Raw genomic sequence first — 14,558 nt, forward strand, 5'->3', positions numbered from 1 at the left:
CCCTGTAGGAGCGGCCTTGTGTCGCGAAAGGGCCGCGCAGCGGCCCCGGCTTTTGGCCTGCCGTGAACAGGCATCTGCCTGTCGCATCCAGTCACCGCCCCACCGCCCATCCAGCCCACAATCCCCTTCATCCAGTAACACAGGCCGCCCACGGAAAGGCGGCGCTTTCCACCACCGCTGCATAAATACAAATCAAGCGAGGTAAGAAGCATGTCTGGTAACCGTGGAGTGGTGTATCTCGGCGCGGGCAAGGTCGAGGTGCAGAAGATCGACTACCCCAAGATGCAGGACCCGCGCGGCAAGAAGATCGAGCACGGCGTCATCCTCAAGGTGGTCTCCACCAACATCTGCGGCTCCGACCAGCACATGGTCCGCGGCCGTACCACCGCACAGGTCGGCCTGGTCCTGGGTCACGAAATCACCGGTGAAATCGTCGAAATGGGCCGTGACGTCGAACGCCTGAAAATCGGCGATCTGGTATCGGTACCCTTCAACGTCGCCTGCGGCCGCTGCCGCTCGTGCAAAGAGATGCACACCGGCGTCTGCCTCACCGTCAACCCGGCCCGCGCCGGTGGCGCCTACGGCTATGTCGACATGGGCGACTGGACCGGCGGCCAGGCCGAGTACGTGCTGGTGCCCTACGCTGACTTCAACCTGCTGAAACTGCCGGACCGCGACAAGGCCATGGAGAAGATCCGCGACCTGACCTGCCTGTCCGACATCCTCCCCACCGGTTACCACGGCGCCGTCACCGCAGGTGTCGGCCCGGGCAGCACCGTCTACGTTGCGGGCGCCGGCCCGGTCGGCCTGGCCGCCGCCGCTTCCGCCCGTCTGCTGGGCGCCGCCTGCGTCATCGTCGGCGACCTCAACCCGGCCCGGCTGGCTCACGCCAAGTCGCAAGGTTTCGAAGTGGTCGACCTGTCCAAGGACACTCCGCTGCACGAGCAGATCATCGATATCCTCGGTGAGCCGGAAGTGGACTGCGCCGTCGATGCCGTTGGCTTCGAGGCCCGTGGTCATGGCCATGAAGGCGCCAAGCACGAAGCCCCGGCCACCGTGCTCAACTCGCTGATGCAGGTGACCCGCGTGGCCGGCAAGATCGGTATTCCGGGCCTGTACGTGACCGAAGACCCGGGTGCGGTGGATGCCGCCGCCAAGATCGGTGCCCTGAGCATCCGCTTCGGCCTGGGCTGGGCCAAGTCCCACAGCTTCCACACCGGACAGACCCCAACCATGAAGTACAACCGCCAGCTGATGCAGGCGATCATGTGGGATCGCATCAATATCGCTGAGGTGGTGGGGGTGCAGGTGATCAGCCTGGATCAGGCGCCGGAGGGGTATGGCGAGTTTGATGCGGGGGTGCCGAAGAAGTTTGTGATTGATCCGCATAGGACCTTTAGCGCAGCTTGAATCAAGCAAGTGAGGCCCCTCGTGGGCCTCACTATGCCATAGCTCAATACATGAACTCCATAAATACGCTCGTACGATTAGGCCGTCATTCAGTTCGCCTGATTTGATCGCGTGTGCTCCGCATAGTAATTGCACCTCGTCGCTCACCAGGTAGTCGCGTTTCTTGCTGTGCCGTAAAAGCCGCAAATTCACGCATTCGATCGGCATCGTTCGATCTGTCGTTAGTTCGTTCCGCTTGGCTCGCAAGCTCCATGGCACGCTCGTAGTCAGGTAGCTCACCATATACGACTTCGCCATAATGTGGTGCGGGATCGTCAAGTTCGCTCATAGAGGATAGTGAGCTACGGTGGGAAGTTGAAAAGTCGTAATCAAATATACGTTGTCTTATGGATGGGGTCGGTGTGGGCTCTGGTGTCATTGTGTACCCGACTTGAAAGTTTTGACTTCCTGTAGGTGAGGCGTCAGGGGGGGGATTGGGGGCTGAAGAGTTCTGTCCCGATCTCCGGCCGAATATGTTTAGTATACCTTTCGCAAGACTTCTGGCATGACGGTAAATTGACTTGTGACCAGATGGGTCCGTTCTGTTAACTGGGTCATTTAGGCAGTAACAGAATGCGTTGATCCCACCGGCACCGAAAGGGCTGTAGCTGTCAGGTGAGTTGAAGCGCATCAGTGATGGAGTGAAGGAGCGATATCCATTGCCTAACAAATAACCACCCGATGCCGTGCGGGGTTCGGCATTGAAGCCAAGAAGTGGCCAGAAAGTTTTATCTAAACGATCGTAACCATAAGGTGTATAAGAAAATTCTTTGGGGGCTTCACAGACTTGGCGGCCTAAGACGGATCCGTGTTTATCAATCGCCAGCATGGATGTGGTGCCTTGCTTGAGTTGTTGTGCCATGGGACCTCCGAGTTATGGGATTCGTCGTTACCTAACTTTGTGACGAGGTTTGGCGGCTAGCAACTGGTAGAAATGATAGGCTGCAGAATAGCCCTACATAATTCACGTCTATTTCGTACAGCTGGAGAAAGGTTGCGGGAAATATCCTTCACAATCTGTCGATACACGTCTGATTGTCCGGGGAAATCCTGCCCACTAGGCTTGCTCGGTCGCTGTCGGTTCAGCGATCGGGTGTGGAAACCCGGTAGTCACGACCCACTGTCGTCATGGCAGTTGTGCACGGGAGGCCTTATGGCCTACCGGGTTACTCGTGACCGGTTTTCCACCCCATGTACAACTGCCACCCTACGTGTGGAAACGGACGGGAGCAGTTCAACCACACGAGTAACTGCCATGAAAAAGATCGTCCCCGATCCACCCCACCAATTCGCCTTACCCCCTGACAAATCCCTCGCCCGTGCCATCCATGACGGTGTCGTGCCCATGGAATACGTGCTGGCCAACGTCTCCCACTACCTGATGTTCGCCTTCAGCGACAGCCACCGGGCGCTGGACCGCATCGAGGACGAAGAGACGCGGCAATTGCTCAAGCTTGGGCTACGGGCCATGCAGATCGCCTGGGGGCAGGCGGATGCGCTGGCCAGTGCGGTGGAAAACAGAGCTGGCCAGTAAATGTCCATCGCGGGGCAAGCCCGCTCCCACGAATGACCCAGGCCATCCTTTGTGGGAGCGGGCTTGCCCCGCGATAAGACCCTGCAATGAACACCGATGGCCGGCCCGGAACAAACCCCCGGCGCTCCAGTCAAACCCCTCGTTTCCCGGCCATTCCGGCCGACGAGGTCCCTCCCGATGAAAGCAATCACCCTGGCAACCCTGATGACCCTGGCCGCAAGCCCGGTGTTCGCCTTCAACCTCAGCGACGCGGCCAATGCCGTCTCGGCCATGCAGAACCAGAATCAACAGGGCCAGGTGCAGGCCCCGGCAGGCCAGGCCAACCTGCTCAACACCTTGGGCAGCGAATTGAAGATCACCCCCGAGCAGGCCATCGGCGGCGCCGGGGCGATGCTGGGGCTGGCGCGCAATAACCTCAGCGGCGACGACTATGGGCAACTGACCAAGGCCGTGCCGGGGCTGGACCTGCTGTCCGGCACCAATGCGCTGGGTGGGTTGAGCGGGCTGGGGCAGTTGCTCGGCAATGACAAGAACAGCTCTGCACTGAGCAATGCGCTGGGCGGCGAGGTGCAGAACCGCAACGATCTGGATACTGCCTTCAAGGCGCTGGGCATGGATACCGGGATGATCGGGCAGTTCGCGCCGTTGATCCTGCAGTATCTGGGACAGCAGGGGATTGCCGGGTCGTTGCTGCAGAACCTGGGGAGCTTGTGGGCCAACCCGGTCACTGGCAATCCACCTTCGGTATAAGCTGCAGATCTAGCGACGCACGGTTCTGGCTTGATCCTGGCTCTCCCAGGCACTGATCTGCATATCCAGCATCGCAGCCCTTTCCTCGAGCACTCTGATCTGTGCGTGGAGATCATTGCGCATATGTTCGTCTGGTATGAGGGCTAGAGATGAGAGGAGCTGTTGTGCGCTTTGTCGTGCCGCGTCTCGTTCCAACCGCTGTGCCTCGGCTCGTTCTCGCGTGAGGCGTCGGCCACGGGGAGGAAGCGGTGGTGCTGTACTCTGTGGGTGATTTGCACTGCCTGGGGACTGTGCATCGATGTTTGTGCGCGTTGTGTTCGTTGCTTGCAGATTGGCCAGTAGTGCTTCGTTCCCGGCATGCGGGGTGGGGAAGACCTGCTGTGCTGGCGCTCCAGGCGCAAGAGTGAGTACATCGATTGTTGGTGCAGGAGTTATAGGCTCTGCTGCCGAGGGCAATACCACCTGCAAGCGTCTAGGTTTGGCGGAGAGATGCCCTGTCGGGTCTACCCTGTTGACAGGGTCGCCACTGCAGTAAGCATAAGCATTCAGGCCACCTTCGCCAAACGGGCTCCAGCTATCAACCGACAGGAAGCGCATCAGGGCCGGGCTGTAGCCCCGCGTACCATTACCGAGCAAGTAAAGTCCTGTGTGTCGTTCCCTGAACGCCCCCGTGAAGCGGGACAATGGGATTCCAGTGTCCGGTATGGGATCGAATCCATAAGGTGCATAACACCTGCGGCTACTGTTCGCGCCCAACGCACCGTAGAACACGGACCGTTGGCTGTCGGTTGCCATCAAAAGGCAGGCGACCTGCAAGGGGTGATGAATTGGCTTGCTGCTGTTACGTACCATGTCACCGCCCTTCGCAAGCCAATGTGGCCTGAAGTCTCTCACTGCCCGCACAGGCATTCTACTGATAAAAATGTCAGGCCAAGCCAGGCAGTATCAGGACTCCGATCATTGCGGCCTGTGAGAGCGGGTTTATCCGCGAATGGGCCGGAACAGGATCAACGCATCTCGGCGCGCAATTCCTCGATCCGCTGGTCCTTCTCCAGCCACAGCTGGTTTACCCAGGCCTGCACAGTCTGGCGGAAGGCCGGGTCGTTCTCGTAGTCGCCTTCGCTCAACGCCGGGTCCAGCTCGCGCACGCGGATGTCGATGATCACCCGGCTGATGCTGCCGTTGAGCAGGTCCCAGAACCCCGGCGCCTTGTTGCCCGGGTAGACGATGGTCACGTCGAGCAGCGCATCCAGCTGCTCGCCCAGCGCCGCCAGTACGAAGGCCACGCCGCCGGCCTTGGGCTTGAGCAGGTGGCGGTAGGGCGACTGTTGCTGTTGGCGCTTGGCCTCGGTGAAGCGGGTGCCTTCGAGGTAGTTGACCACGGTCACCGGCTGGCGCTTGAACAGCTCGCAGGCGGCCTTGGTGATCTCCAGGTCCTTGCCCTTGAGTTCGGGATGCTTGTCGAGGAAGGCCTTGCTGTAGCGCTTCATGAACGGGTAATCCAGGCCCCACCAGGCCAGGCCCAGCAGTGGTACCCAGATCAGCTCCTTCTTGAGGAAGAACTTGAAGAACGGTACGCGGCGGTTGAGGCTTTCGATCAGCGCCGGGATATCGACCCAGGTCTGGTGGTTGCTCACGCACAGGTACGAGGTGTCCTGACGCAGGGTGTCGACGCCGCGGATGTCCCACTGGGTGGGGATGCACAGGGCGAAGATGGCCTTGTCGATTTCCGACCAGGTCTCGGCGATCCACATCACCGCGGCCGACGCATAGTCGCGGCCACGGCCCGGCAGCACCAGCTTGAGCAGGGCGAAGACCAGCAACGGGCCGATCAGCACCAGGGTGTTGAGCAGCAGCAGGGTGAGGGTGAGGATGCCGGTCAGCAGGCGACGCATAAAGGGACTCTTGTTGTGTAAGGTGAACGGTCGGCAATGATAAGCAGGGTCTGGCCCTTAGCCAAACGTCGTACGTCCATTAACTGGGACAAATGTTTCACATTGTGTTGTTTACCCTGTTGCAACGAACCTATCCTGCCTGCGCAGTCTAAGCACTGACCCCTCTCAAGGAAGCCTGCCCCGTGAAACCCCTGCTTGCCCTGCTGACCCTTGTGGCGCTGCCGGTGATGGCCGCCGAGCCCACCCTGTACGGCCGCTACGAGAACATCGCCCTGCCGGAGATTGGTGAAACCCTCAAGGCCAAGATGGACACTGGCGCCTACACCGCGTCGCTGTCGGCCAAGGATATCGAGCAGTTCACCCGCGATGGCGAGGACTGGGTGCGTTTTCGCCTGGCCACCAAGGATGCCAATGGCAAGGTCTACGAACACAAGCTGGCGCGCATCAGCAAGATCAAGAACCGCGCCGACGAGGAGGAAGAAGGCGATGCCCCCGAGCTGTCGCGCCGCCCGGTGGTCGACCTGGAACTGTGCCTGGGCGACGTGAAGCGCACCGTGGAGGTCAACCTGGTCGACCGCAGCAGCTTCAACTACCCGCTGCTGGTGGGCGCCAAGGCCCTGCGCGAGTTCAAGGCGGCGGTGAACCCGGCGAAGAAGTTCACGGCGGGCAAGCCGGATTGCTGATTTCGCATTGGGGGCGCTTTGCGCCCCTTTCGCGGCACAAGGCCGCTCCTACAGGAAATCGCGAACACCTGTAGGAGCGGCCTTGTGCCGCGAAAGGGCCCGCAAAGGCAACAAGGATTGCGTGACCATCGCGGTTTGCCTCAAAGTCCAGCCTTTGCCCCAGCAAGGCCGGACGCCATGCCCCACATCCTCATCGTCGAAGACGAATCCGCCATCGCCGACACCCTGGTCTACGCCCTGCAGGCCGACGGCCACAGCACCGAGTGGGTGAGCCTCGGCAGCGCCGCCGTCGAGCAGCAGCGCCTGCGCCCGGCCGACCTGGTGATCCTCGACATCGGCTTGCCCGACATCAGCGGTTTCGAGACTTGCCGCCAACTGCGCCGCTTCAGCGAGGTGCCGGTGATGTTCCTCAGCGCCCGCGATGCCGAGATCGACCGGGTGCTGGGCCTGGAGATCGGCGCCGACGACTATGTGGTCAAGCCCTTCAGCCCTCGTGAGGTGGCCGCGCGGGTGCGAGCCATCCTCAAGCGCATGGCGCCCAGGGTGGAGGTGGCCAGCGAAAGTGCGCCGTTCCAGCTCGACACCCTGGCCATGCGCATCAGCTACCGTGGCCAGCCGTTGACGCTGACCCGCCACGAGTTCCGCCTGCTGCAGAGCCTGCTTGCGCAACCGCGGAGGGTGTTCAGCCGGGAGCAACTGCTCGATGGCCTGGGCGTGGCCTCGGACGTCGGCTACGAGCGCACCATCGACAGCCATATCAAGAGCCTGCGCGCCAAGCTGCGCCAGGTCGCGCCCGATGCCGAAGCGATCCAGACCCACCGCGGCCTGGGTTACAGCTACAGCCCGGAACACGCCTGATGCGCTTGGGGATTCGCATTTTCCTGGTGTACTTCCTGTTCGTCGGCCTGGCGGGCTACTTCCTGCTCAACACGGTGCGCGAGCAGATCCGCCCGGTGGTGCGGCAATCATCGGAAGAAACCCTGGTGGACACCGCCAACCTGCTGGCCGAGATCCTTCACGATGATGTGAAGAACGGTACCCTGACCCAGAGCCGCCTGTCGCAGGTGCTCGCCTCCTATGGCGAGCGGCGCCCGAGCGCGCAGATCTGGGGGCTGGCGAAGAACCAGGTCAGCCACCGCATTTACGTGACCGACGCCAAGGGCATCGTCCTGCTCGACTCCAGCGGCCAGGACCTGGGCAAGGACTACTCGCGCTGGAACGATGTCTACCTGACCCTGCGCGGCCAGTACGGCGCTCGCTCGACCCGCAGCGACCCGGACGACGAAAGCACCTCGGTGATGCATGTGGCGGCGCCGATCCTCGACCAGGGCCAGATCATCGGCGTGGTCACGGTGGCCAAGCCCAACAGCTCGCTGCAGCCCTACATCGACCGCTCCGAGCGGCGTCTGCTCACCCTCGGGTTGGGGTTGATCGTGCTGGGGCTGCTGGTCGGCGCGGCATTGTCGTGGTGGCTGACCCGCTCGTTGCGCCGGCTCACCCATTACGCCCAGGCGGTCAGCGAGGGCGAGCGCGCCGCGCTGCCGCACTACAAGGGCGGCGAGCTGTTGCAGCTGGCCACGGCGGTGGAGCGCATGCGCACCCAGCTGGAGGGCAAGGCCTATGTCGAGCGCTATGTGCATACGCTCACCCATGAACTCAAGAGCCCGCTGGCGGCAATCCGCGGCGCCTCGGAGCTGCTGCAGGGCGACATGCCGCAAGATCAGCGGGCGCGCTTCGCCGGCAATATCGAGCGTGAGAGCGAGCGCCTGCAGCAGATGATCGAGCGCCTGTTAAACCTGGCGCGGGTCGAGCAGATGCAGGCACTGGAAGATGAACAGCAGGTGGCGGTGGCGGCGCTGATCGACGAGCTGCTGCTGGCCCATGGCGCGAGGATCGACAGTGCCGGCCTGCAGGTGCGCCAGCGCATTCCGGCGGGCGTCAGGTTGCTGTGCGATCCGTTCCTGATGCGCCAGGCCTTGGCCAACTTGCTGGACAACGCGCTGGATTTCACCCCCGAGCGAGGGGCACTGGCCTTCGAGCTGGAGCGGGACGGCGAGCGGATGGCGCTTAGCCTGTTCAACCAGGGGCAGGCGATTCCCGAGTACGCCTTGGGGCGAGTCAGCGAACGGTTCTATTCGTTGCCAAGGCCCGGGACCGGGCGCAAGAGCACCGGGCTGGGGCTGAATTTCGTGGCCGAGGTGATGCAACTGCACGGCGGGACGCTGGCGGTGGACAACGTCGAGGGTGGGGTGCGGGTGAGGTTGTGGCTGCCTGCGCGACGATATAGCTGACGGCCACGTCCCTGCAGGAGCGGGCTTGTCCCGCGATGAGGCCAGCCCAGGCAACATCACTGCCTGATCGGGCAAATCGCGGGACAAGCCCGCTCCCACAGGTTTTCTGCTGATTACGCCAATCTCCACACAATCTCCACATTCCCTCCCCGAGGGCTCCACGCGGCGGGCAGACACTGCCCACATCGCAAACGGAGCCCAACCCCATGAACAAGACCCTAGGTTTCAAGCTCGGCCTGATCGCCGTGCTGATCCTGCTGTTGCTGATTCCCCTGCTGATGATTGGCGGCCTGATCGACGAGCGCCAGCAACTGCGCAACAACGTGCTGGGCGAGATCGCCGCGAGCTCCAGCTTCGACCAGCTGGTCAGCGGCCCAGTGCTGGTGGTGCCCTATCGCAAGTACGAGCGGCGCTGGATCGACAAGGACGGCACGAGCGTCCAGGAGACCACCACGATGCACGGCAATCTTTACTTCCTGCCGGAAACCTTCGCGATGGATGTGGGCGTCGATACCGAGCTGCGCGCCCGCGGCATCTACCAGGCGCGGCTGTTCCATGCCAAAAGCCAGATCAGCGGTCGCTTCAAGCTGCCTGAGCGCTGGGGGATCGAGAAGGACTACGACGACTACCGCTTCGACAAGCCGTTCCTGATGGTCGGCATCAGCGACATTCGCGGCATCGAGAACAGCCTGGAGCTCACCCTGGATGACCAGCGCCTGCCGTTCGAGGCCGGCAGTGGTGTCGACTGGTTGCCCGGTGGCGTGCATGTGGCCCTGCCGCAGTTCAGCGACCAGAAGGCCCGCGAGTTCGACTACGCCTTCGACCTGGCGCTGCTGGGCACTGGCCAACTGGCGGTGCTGCCGGTCGGCCGCAGCACCACGGTGGACATGCGCGCCAACTGGCCGCACCCGAGCTTCGTCGGCAGCTACCTGCCCAGCCGCCGTGCCATCGATGAAAAGGGCTTCAGCGCCCACTGGCAGACCTCGTTCTTCGCCACCAACCTGGAAGAGTCCATGCGCCTTTGCGCGACCGTCGGCAAGTGTGGCGAATTCAACGAGCGTGCTTTTGGCGTCAGCTTCGTCGACCCGGTGGACCAGTACCTCAAGAGCGAACGGGCGATCAAGTATGCGCTGCTGTTCATCGCCCTGACCTTTGCCGGCTTCTTCCTGTTCGAGGTGCTGAAGAACCTCAGCGTGCACCCGGTGCAGTACATCCTGGTGGGCGTGGCCCTGGCGTTCTTCTACCTGTTGTTGCTGTCGCTGTCCGAGCACCTGGGGTTTGGCATGGCCTATGGGCTGTCGGCGTCAGGGTGCGTGCTGCTGATTGGCTTTTACCTGGTTCATGTGCTGCGCAGCCTGGGGCGTGGGATTGGCTTTGCGGCGGGGCTGGCGGCGTTGTACGCGATGCTCTACGGGCTGCTCAGCGCCGAGGACTATGCGCTGCTGATGGGCTCGCTGCTGTGCTTTGGCCTGCTGGGCGTGTTCATGGTGCTGACCCGGCGGCTGGACTGGTCGCGGGTGGGGAGGGGGGTATGAGGGAGGATAGAGAGATCGGGCGGTGGTTGGCCGTGAGGATTTGCCAGCTATTTCCTGTGATACCGAGGTGAATTCTGGGGCTGCTGTGCAGCCCTTTCGCGGCACAAGGCCGCTCCTACAGGGTTGAGTGGACCCCTGTAGGAGCGGCCTTGTGCCGCGAAACGAGGGCGCAGCCCTCGCCGGCGGCGTCTCAGGCTACCGGAGCGGTAGCCACCATCGACGGCCGCTGGCTCACCTCGGCATACCACGCCGCCAGCCCCGGATACTGCCCACGCCAATCGAACTCAGGCTGGCGCAGGTCCAGGTACCCCAACGCACAGGCCACCCCGATCGCGGCGATATCGAACCCCGAGGCGATCTCTGCCAGGTGCTCGCGCTCCAGGCTCGTCAGGCTGCGGCGGATCTTCTCGCCCTGCGCCTGCACCCAACCGTCCCACTGTTTGTCCGCCGGGCGCAGGAAGGTCTCGTAGCGGGTGGCCACCGCCGCGTCCATGATCGCGTCGGCCTGGGAGGCCAGGGTCAAACGCCGCCAGCGTGCCGAGCCCTCGCGGGGGATCAGCGGCAGGCCGACGTGCTGGCTGTCGAGGTACTCGCAGATCACCCGGCTGTCGTGCAGCACGCTGCCGTCGTCCAGGCGCAGGGCCGGGATCTTGCCGATCGGATTGCCCTGGTTGAGCTGCGCGTCGCCGTTCACCGGGCTGATGTTCACGCCCTGCACGGTGACGCGGTCCAGTTGGCCGGTCTCGTGCAGCACGATCATCACCTTGCGCACGAACGGCGACAGCGGCGAATGGAACAGGATCATGGCTCAGTTGCCCTGCAGGCTGGGTGGCAGGCACACGCCGGTACCGCCGATGCCGCAGTAGCCTTCCGGGTTCTTGGCCAGGTACTGCTGGTGGTAGGCCTCGGCGAAGTACACGGTTGGCGCCTGGGCGATCTCGGTGGTGATCTCGCCGAAGCCGGCCTTGCCCAGCTCGGCCTGGAAGGCGGCCTTGCTCGCGTTGGCTTCATCCAGCTGCTGCGGCGAGGTGCAGTAGATCGCCGAGCGGTACTGGGTACCGACATCGTTGCCCTGGCGCATGCCCTGGGTCGGGTTGTGCAGCTCCCAGAACATTGCCAGCAGCTCGCGGTAGCTGACCCGGTTCTTGTCGAACACCACCAGCACCACCTCGGTGTGGCCGGTCAGGCCCGAGCAGACTTCCTCGTAGGTGGGGTTGGGGGTGAAGCCGCCGGCGTAGCCGACCACGGTGCTGACCACGCCTTCGCGCTGCCAGAAACGGCGCTCGGCGCCCCAGAAGCAGCCCAGGCCGAAGATGGCGAAGTCGATGTCGCCCTCGAAGAACGGGCCGAGCAGCGGCGTGCCTTCGAACACGTAGTGGAACTCGGGCAGGCTCATCGGGGTCTCGCGGCCAGGCAGGGCCTGTTCCGCGGTGGGCAGGACGTTTTTGTTCACCAGGATTTCCGAACGCAGGGTCATGGCCGTTCCTCTATTTGATATTCAACAACCTGGGGCCGCTTTGCGACCCTTTCGCGGCACAAGGCCGCTCCTACAGGGGGACGCATGATCCCTGTAGGAGCGGCCTTGTGCCGCGAAAGGGCTGCAAAGCAGCCCCGGCAGGCAAGTGATGTCTATAGTGCCCGAGCTTTACGCCGCTGTCAGTCCACCGGGCCACGGGGATAGCGGCGCAGCTTCTCGTTCAGCTCGCGCCCCGGAATCGGCCGGTCGAACAGGTAGCCCTGGCCGACGTCGCAACGGTGCCGGCGCAGGAACGCCAGCTGCTCGGGGGTCTCGATCCCTTCGGCGACCACCTTGAGCTTGAGGTTGTGGGCCATGGCCACCACCGCCGAGGTGATTTCCATGTCGTCCTGGTTGTCGGGGATCTCGTTGATGAAGCTGCGGTCGATCTTGATGATGTCGATCGGGAACTTCTTCAGGTAGCTCAGCGACGAATAGCCGGTGCCGAAGTCGTCCATGGCCAGGGTCAGGCCCAGGGCCTTGAGCTCGTCGAGCTGGCGGTGGGTGTCCTCGGTGGCTTCCAGCAGCAGGCCTTCGGTCAGTTCCAGCTCCAGCAGGTGCGGCGGCAGGGCTTCTTCCTTGAGGATGCTGCCGATCGAACTGACCAGCTCGGGGTCGGAGAACTGCTTGGGCGACAGGTTGATGGCCACGTGCAGGTTGCCGAAGCCGGCTTCGCGCAACTGCTGGCTCATGCGGCAGGACTGGCGCACCACCCACTTGCCGATGGGGATGATCAAGCCGGTTTCCTCGGCCACGCTGATGAACTGGTCGGGGCGGATCATGCCGCGCTCGGGGTGGTTCCAGCGCAGCAGCGCCTCCAGGCCGAGCAGGCGGCCGCTGCGCAGGCACAGCTTGGGCTGGTAGAACACTTCCAGTTCGTTCTGGGTCAGGGCGCGGCGCAGGTTGTTCTCGACGAACAGCTTGTAGCTGGCCTCGGCGTTGAGCACTTCGGTGAACACCTGGACCTGGTGCTTGCCGTTGGCCTTGGCCTTGTGCAGGGCCAGGCCCGCGTTCTTCATCAGGGTGGCCGGGTCGCTGCCATGCAGCGGCGCGCAGGCCAGACCCACGGAGGCGGTGACGTTGATCAACTGGTTGTCGACGAACATCGGTTTGTCGAGGGTGCGCAACAACTGGTGGGCGACGCCCTGGCCATCTTCCAGGCTGGTGTCGTCCAGCAGCACGGCGAACTCGTTACTGGCGAAGCGCGCCAGGCTGCCGCCGTTGGCCAGGCTGTTGCGCAGGCGCCGGGCAAGGCTGATCAGCAGCTTGTCGCCGGTCTGGTGGCCGAGGCTGTCGTTGATCCGCTTGAAGTTGTCGATGTCCACCAGCAGCAGGCAGATGGGGCTGGCGCTGTCGCGGGCGAAGCGCTCGTCGAGGTTGCGGATGAACGCCGGGCGGTTGCCCAGGTTGGTCAGGTTGTCGGTGTAGGCCAGGCGCTCGATGCGCTGCTGGGCCAGCTTGGTCTGGGTGACATCCTCGTAGATGCCGATGTAGTGGGTCAGCTCGCGGTTGTCGCCGTACACCTTGGAGATCGACAGCTGGCCCCAGTAGGGCTCGAGGTTCTTGCGCCGGCTCTTGAACTCGCCCTGCCAGCTGTTGCCCATGGCCAGGCTCGACGGCGAGTCGAACAGCAGTTCGCTCAGGTTTTCCAGCGCCGGTAGTTCGGCCAGGTGGTGGCCCTGGACCTCCTCGGTGCTGTACTGGGTGATCGCGGTGAAGCTGGGGTTGACGTATTCCACCACGCCGTCGCGATTGACCAGCAGGAAGGCGCTGGCGCTCTGTTCCACGGCGCGCTGGAACAGATGCAGGGCGCTGGCGGCGGTGCGTCGGTTGTGGTTGTTGATGACCTGGGCGAATTGGTCGGCCAGCTCGCCGGCGAAGGCGATCTCGTCCGACTGCCAGGCCCGTGGCTGGCCGGTCTGCTCCAGGCACAGCACGCCGACCACCTGGCCATCGATGCGGATACTGGCATCGAGCATGGCGTTGTCGTCGGTGCTGTACAGCGATTCGGCCATCTCGCGGGTGCGCGGGTCGTGGCTGGCGTTGTGGGCGTCGATGGCGCGGCTGGCGTGCAGGGCCTCCAGGTAGTCCGGGAAGCGGCTGGCATCGATCGCCTCGGGCATGCGGTGCTGCTGTTCGCGACGGTACCAGGCGCTGATCGGCTCCAGGCGCTGGTCGTTCAGGTACCAGATGCTGGCGCAGTCGACCTTGTAGATCTCGCAGGCGCTGCGGGTGATCAGCTCGGCGGCCTCAAGCAGCGAGTTGCCGATGCTGTAGCGCTGGCGGGCCAGGCGCAGGATCAAGTCCTGTTGAGCGCGCACCCGCTCCAGGTGTTCGAGCTGCTCCTGCTGGGCGCGCTGGTTCAGTTGCAGAGCCAGTTGCAAGCGGTTGTTGCGCGACTCCAGGTCGTTGGCGTCGAGGTCCGGGGTGTCCTGGCGGTGGTCGTCGAACACCGTCAGGTAGCCGCGCAGCAATTGACGGTTGTGCTGCTTGTAGCTTTCCCCGACCTCCAGCAAGCGCAGTGGCGCCGGGCAGGCGTGCAGGGTGTAGCGCACCCGGTAATAACCGCGCTGGGCCAGCTGCAGCTGGATCTCGTCGTGCAGCTTGTAGCGTGCTTCCGGCTCCATGAGGCTGGCGTAGGGCGAGCCGATCAGGGCGCAGAGCTCGGCGGCGGGCAGGCCGAACTGGCGATCGCAGGCCGGGTCGAGGTAAAGCATGGCCCAGCTGGCTTCGTTCAGCCGCTCGAAACGCAGCATGCCGAGCCGCGAGGGCACGGGAAGCTGCGTCACGACCTCGGCCGCCACACGGCTGGCGGCATCGGGTTGGCTTTTCATCGAAGACTCGCTTGAACTGGGGCGCGGCCTGGAGCACGGCGCATCGGGCAAGGTTGCATCATGTCCCGTGG

13 protein-coding genes are annotated in these 14,558 nt (G+C 63.4%); 7 read left to right on the forward strand and 6 right to left on the reverse strand.

Annotated features, from left to right (window positions below; genetic code table 11):
* The first annotated feature begins 210 nt into the window (after nucleotides 1–210).
* On the forward strand, nucleotides 211–1,410 hold the full coding sequence (gene fdhA / locus V0R62_RS05950) for a formaldehyde dehydrogenase, glutathione-independent (protein WP_069015871.1): 1,200 nt from the start codon (nucleotides 211–213) through the stop codon (nucleotides 1,408–1,410).
* 85 nt (nucleotides 1,411–1,495) lie between these two features.
* Here the strand turns inward: fdhA and V0R62_RS05955 are convergent, their stop codons facing one another.
* Entirely contained in the window at nucleotides 1,496–2,311 is an 816-nt protein-coding gene (locus V0R62_RS05955; protein WP_330103067.1) for an RHS repeat-associated core domain-containing protein, read from the reverse strand.
* A 393-nt stretch (nucleotides 2,312–2,704) separates the two neighbouring features.
* Between V0R62_RS05955 and V0R62_RS05960 the strand changes: the two genes are divergently transcribed.
* Both V0R62_RS05960 and V0R62_RS05965 read left to right on the forward strand, forming a co-directional pair.
* Nucleotides 2,705–2,983, forward strand: coding sequence for a hypothetical protein (locus V0R62_RS05960; protein WP_062572570.1), 279 nt, complete (start codon nucleotides 2,705–2,707; stop codon nucleotides 2,981–2,983).
* A 177-nt stretch (nucleotides 2,984–3,160) separates the two neighbouring features.
* Entirely contained in the window at nucleotides 3,161–3,733 is a 573-nt protein-coding gene (locus V0R62_RS05965; RefSeq protein WP_330103068.1) for a DUF2780 domain-containing protein, read from the forward strand.
* A gap of 9 nt (nucleotides 3,734–3,742) precedes the next feature.
* Here the strand turns inward: V0R62_RS05965 and V0R62_RS26765 are convergent, their stop codons facing one another.
* Together V0R62_RS26765 and V0R62_RS05975 are read right to left on the reverse strand one after the other, a co-directional pair.
* Nucleotides 3,743–4,642 (reverse strand): RHS repeat-associated core domain-containing protein, encoded by a 900-nt coding sequence (locus tag V0R62_RS26765; RefSeq protein ID WP_408005631.1) that lies wholly within the window; start codon nucleotides 4,640–4,642, stop codon nucleotides 3,743–3,745.
* Between the two features lie 98 nt (nucleotides 4,643–4,740).
* Entirely contained in the window at nucleotides 4,741–5,628 is an 888-nt protein-coding gene (locus V0R62_RS05975) for an acyltransferase (protein ID WP_186731734.1), read from the reverse strand.
* A 182-nt stretch (nucleotides 5,629–5,810) separates the two neighbouring features.
* Here V0R62_RS05975 and rloA2 point away from each other — a divergent pair, with 182 nt between their 5' ends.
* The 4 genes from rloA2 (at nucleotide 5,811) to creD (ending at nucleotide 10,137) form a co-directional block, all read left to right on the forward strand.
* Nucleotides 5,811–6,311: a retropepsin-like aspartic peptidase RloA2 gene (gene rloA2 / locus V0R62_RS05980; protein WP_330103069.1), complete on the forward strand. Its 501-nt coding sequence runs from the start codon at nucleotides 5,811–5,813 to the stop codon at nucleotides 6,309–6,311.
* A 177-nt stretch (nucleotides 6,312–6,488) separates the two neighbouring features.
* The gene (creB, locus tag V0R62_RS05985) at nucleotides 6,489–7,169 is read left to right on the forward strand and encodes a two-component system response regulator CreB (RefSeq protein WP_330103070.1); all 681 of its coding nucleotides are present in this window, start codon (nucleotides 6,489–6,491) and stop codon (nucleotides 7,167–7,169) included.
* Complete coding sequence (gene creC / locus V0R62_RS05990; RefSeq protein WP_330103071.1) at nucleotides 7,169–8,602, forward strand: two-component system sensor histidine kinase CreC; 1,434 nt, start codon at nucleotides 7,169–7,171, stop codon at nucleotides 8,600–8,602. Before creB ends, creC begins: the two co-directional genes overlap by 1 nt.
* 206 nt (nucleotides 8,603–8,808) lie before the next feature.
* The gene (gene creD, locus V0R62_RS05995) at nucleotides 8,809–10,137 is read left to right on the forward strand and encodes a cell envelope integrity protein CreD (RefSeq protein ID WP_330103072.1); all 1,329 of its coding nucleotides are present in this window, start codon (nucleotides 8,809–8,811) and stop codon (nucleotides 10,135–10,137) included.
* A gap of 190 nt (nucleotides 10,138–10,327) precedes the next feature.
* Here the strand turns inward: creD and V0R62_RS06000 are convergent, their stop codons facing one another.
* The 3 genes from V0R62_RS06000 to V0R62_RS06010 form a co-directional block, all read right to left on the reverse strand.
* Entirely contained in the window at nucleotides 10,328–10,942 is a 615-nt protein-coding gene (locus tag V0R62_RS06000; protein WP_330103073.1) for a glutathione S-transferase, read from the reverse strand.
* Between the two features lie 3 nt (nucleotides 10,943–10,945).
* On the reverse strand, nucleotides 10,946–11,614 hold the full coding sequence (gene msrA / locus V0R62_RS06005) for a peptide-methionine (S)-S-oxide reductase MsrA (RefSeq protein WP_330103074.1): 669 nt from the start codon (nucleotides 11,612–11,614) through the stop codon (nucleotides 10,946–10,948).
* A gap of 179 nt (nucleotides 11,615–11,793) precedes the next feature.
* Nucleotides 11,794–14,487, reverse strand: a complete 2,694-nt coding sequence (locus V0R62_RS06010; RefSeq protein ID WP_330103075.1) for a putative bifunctional diguanylate cyclase/phosphodiesterase — start codon at nucleotides 14,485–14,487, stop codon at nucleotides 11,794–11,796.
* Nucleotides 14,488–14,558 lie beyond the last annotated feature (71 nt).

Origin of the sequence: Pseudomonas carassii (assembly GCF_036324045.1) — a bacterium.
In the GTDB taxonomy this organism is placed as follows: Bacteria; Pseudomonadota; Gammaproteobacteria; order Pseudomonadales; family Pseudomonadaceae; genus Aquipseudomonas; species Aquipseudomonas peradeniyensis.

Coding starts and splice junctions, on each gene's coding strand:
- V0R62_RS05975 (WP_186731734.1), bottom strand. CDS start 5,628: ATGCGTCGCCTGCTGACCGGCATCCTCACCCTCACCCTGCTGCTGCTC.
- V0R62_RS05960 (WP_062572570.1), top strand. CDS start 2,705: ATGAAAAAGATCGTCCCCGATCCACCCCACCAATTCGCCTTACCCCCT.
- creD (WP_330103072.1), top strand. CDS start 8,809: ATGAACAAGACCCTAGGTTTCAAGCTCGGCCTGATCGCCGTGCTGATC.
- fdhA (WP_069015871.1), top strand. CDS start 211: ATGTCTGGTAACCGTGGAGTGGTGTATCTCGGCGCGGGCAAGGTCGAG.
- V0R62_RS05965 (WP_330103068.1), top strand. CDS start 3,161: ATGAAAGCAATCACCCTGGCAACCCTGATGACCCTGGCCGCAAGCCCG.
- V0R62_RS06010 (WP_330103075.1), bottom strand. CDS start 14,487: ATGAAAAGCCAACCCGATGCCGCCAGCCGTGTGGCGGCCGAGGTCGTG.
- creC (WP_330103071.1), top strand. CDS start 7,169: ATGCGCTTGGGGATTCGCATTTTCCTGGTGTACTTCCTGTTCGTCGGC.
- msrA (WP_330103074.1), bottom strand. CDS start 11,614: ATGACCCTGCGTTCGGAAATCCTGGTGAACAAAAACGTCCTGCCCACC.
- V0R62_RS06000 (WP_330103073.1), bottom strand. CDS start 10,942: ATGATCCTGTTCCATTCGCCGCTGTCGCCGTTCGTGCGCAAGGTGATG.
- creB (WP_330103070.1), top strand. CDS start 6,489: ATGCCCCACATCCTCATCGTCGAAGACGAATCCGCCATCGCCGACACC.
- V0R62_RS05955 (WP_330103067.1), bottom strand. CDS start 2,311: ATGGCACAACAACTCAAGCAAGGCACCACATCCATGCTGGCGATTGAT.
- V0R62_RS26765 (WP_408005631.1), bottom strand. CDS start 4,642: ATGCCTGTGCGGGCAGTGAGAGACTTCAGGCCACATTGGCTTGCGAAG.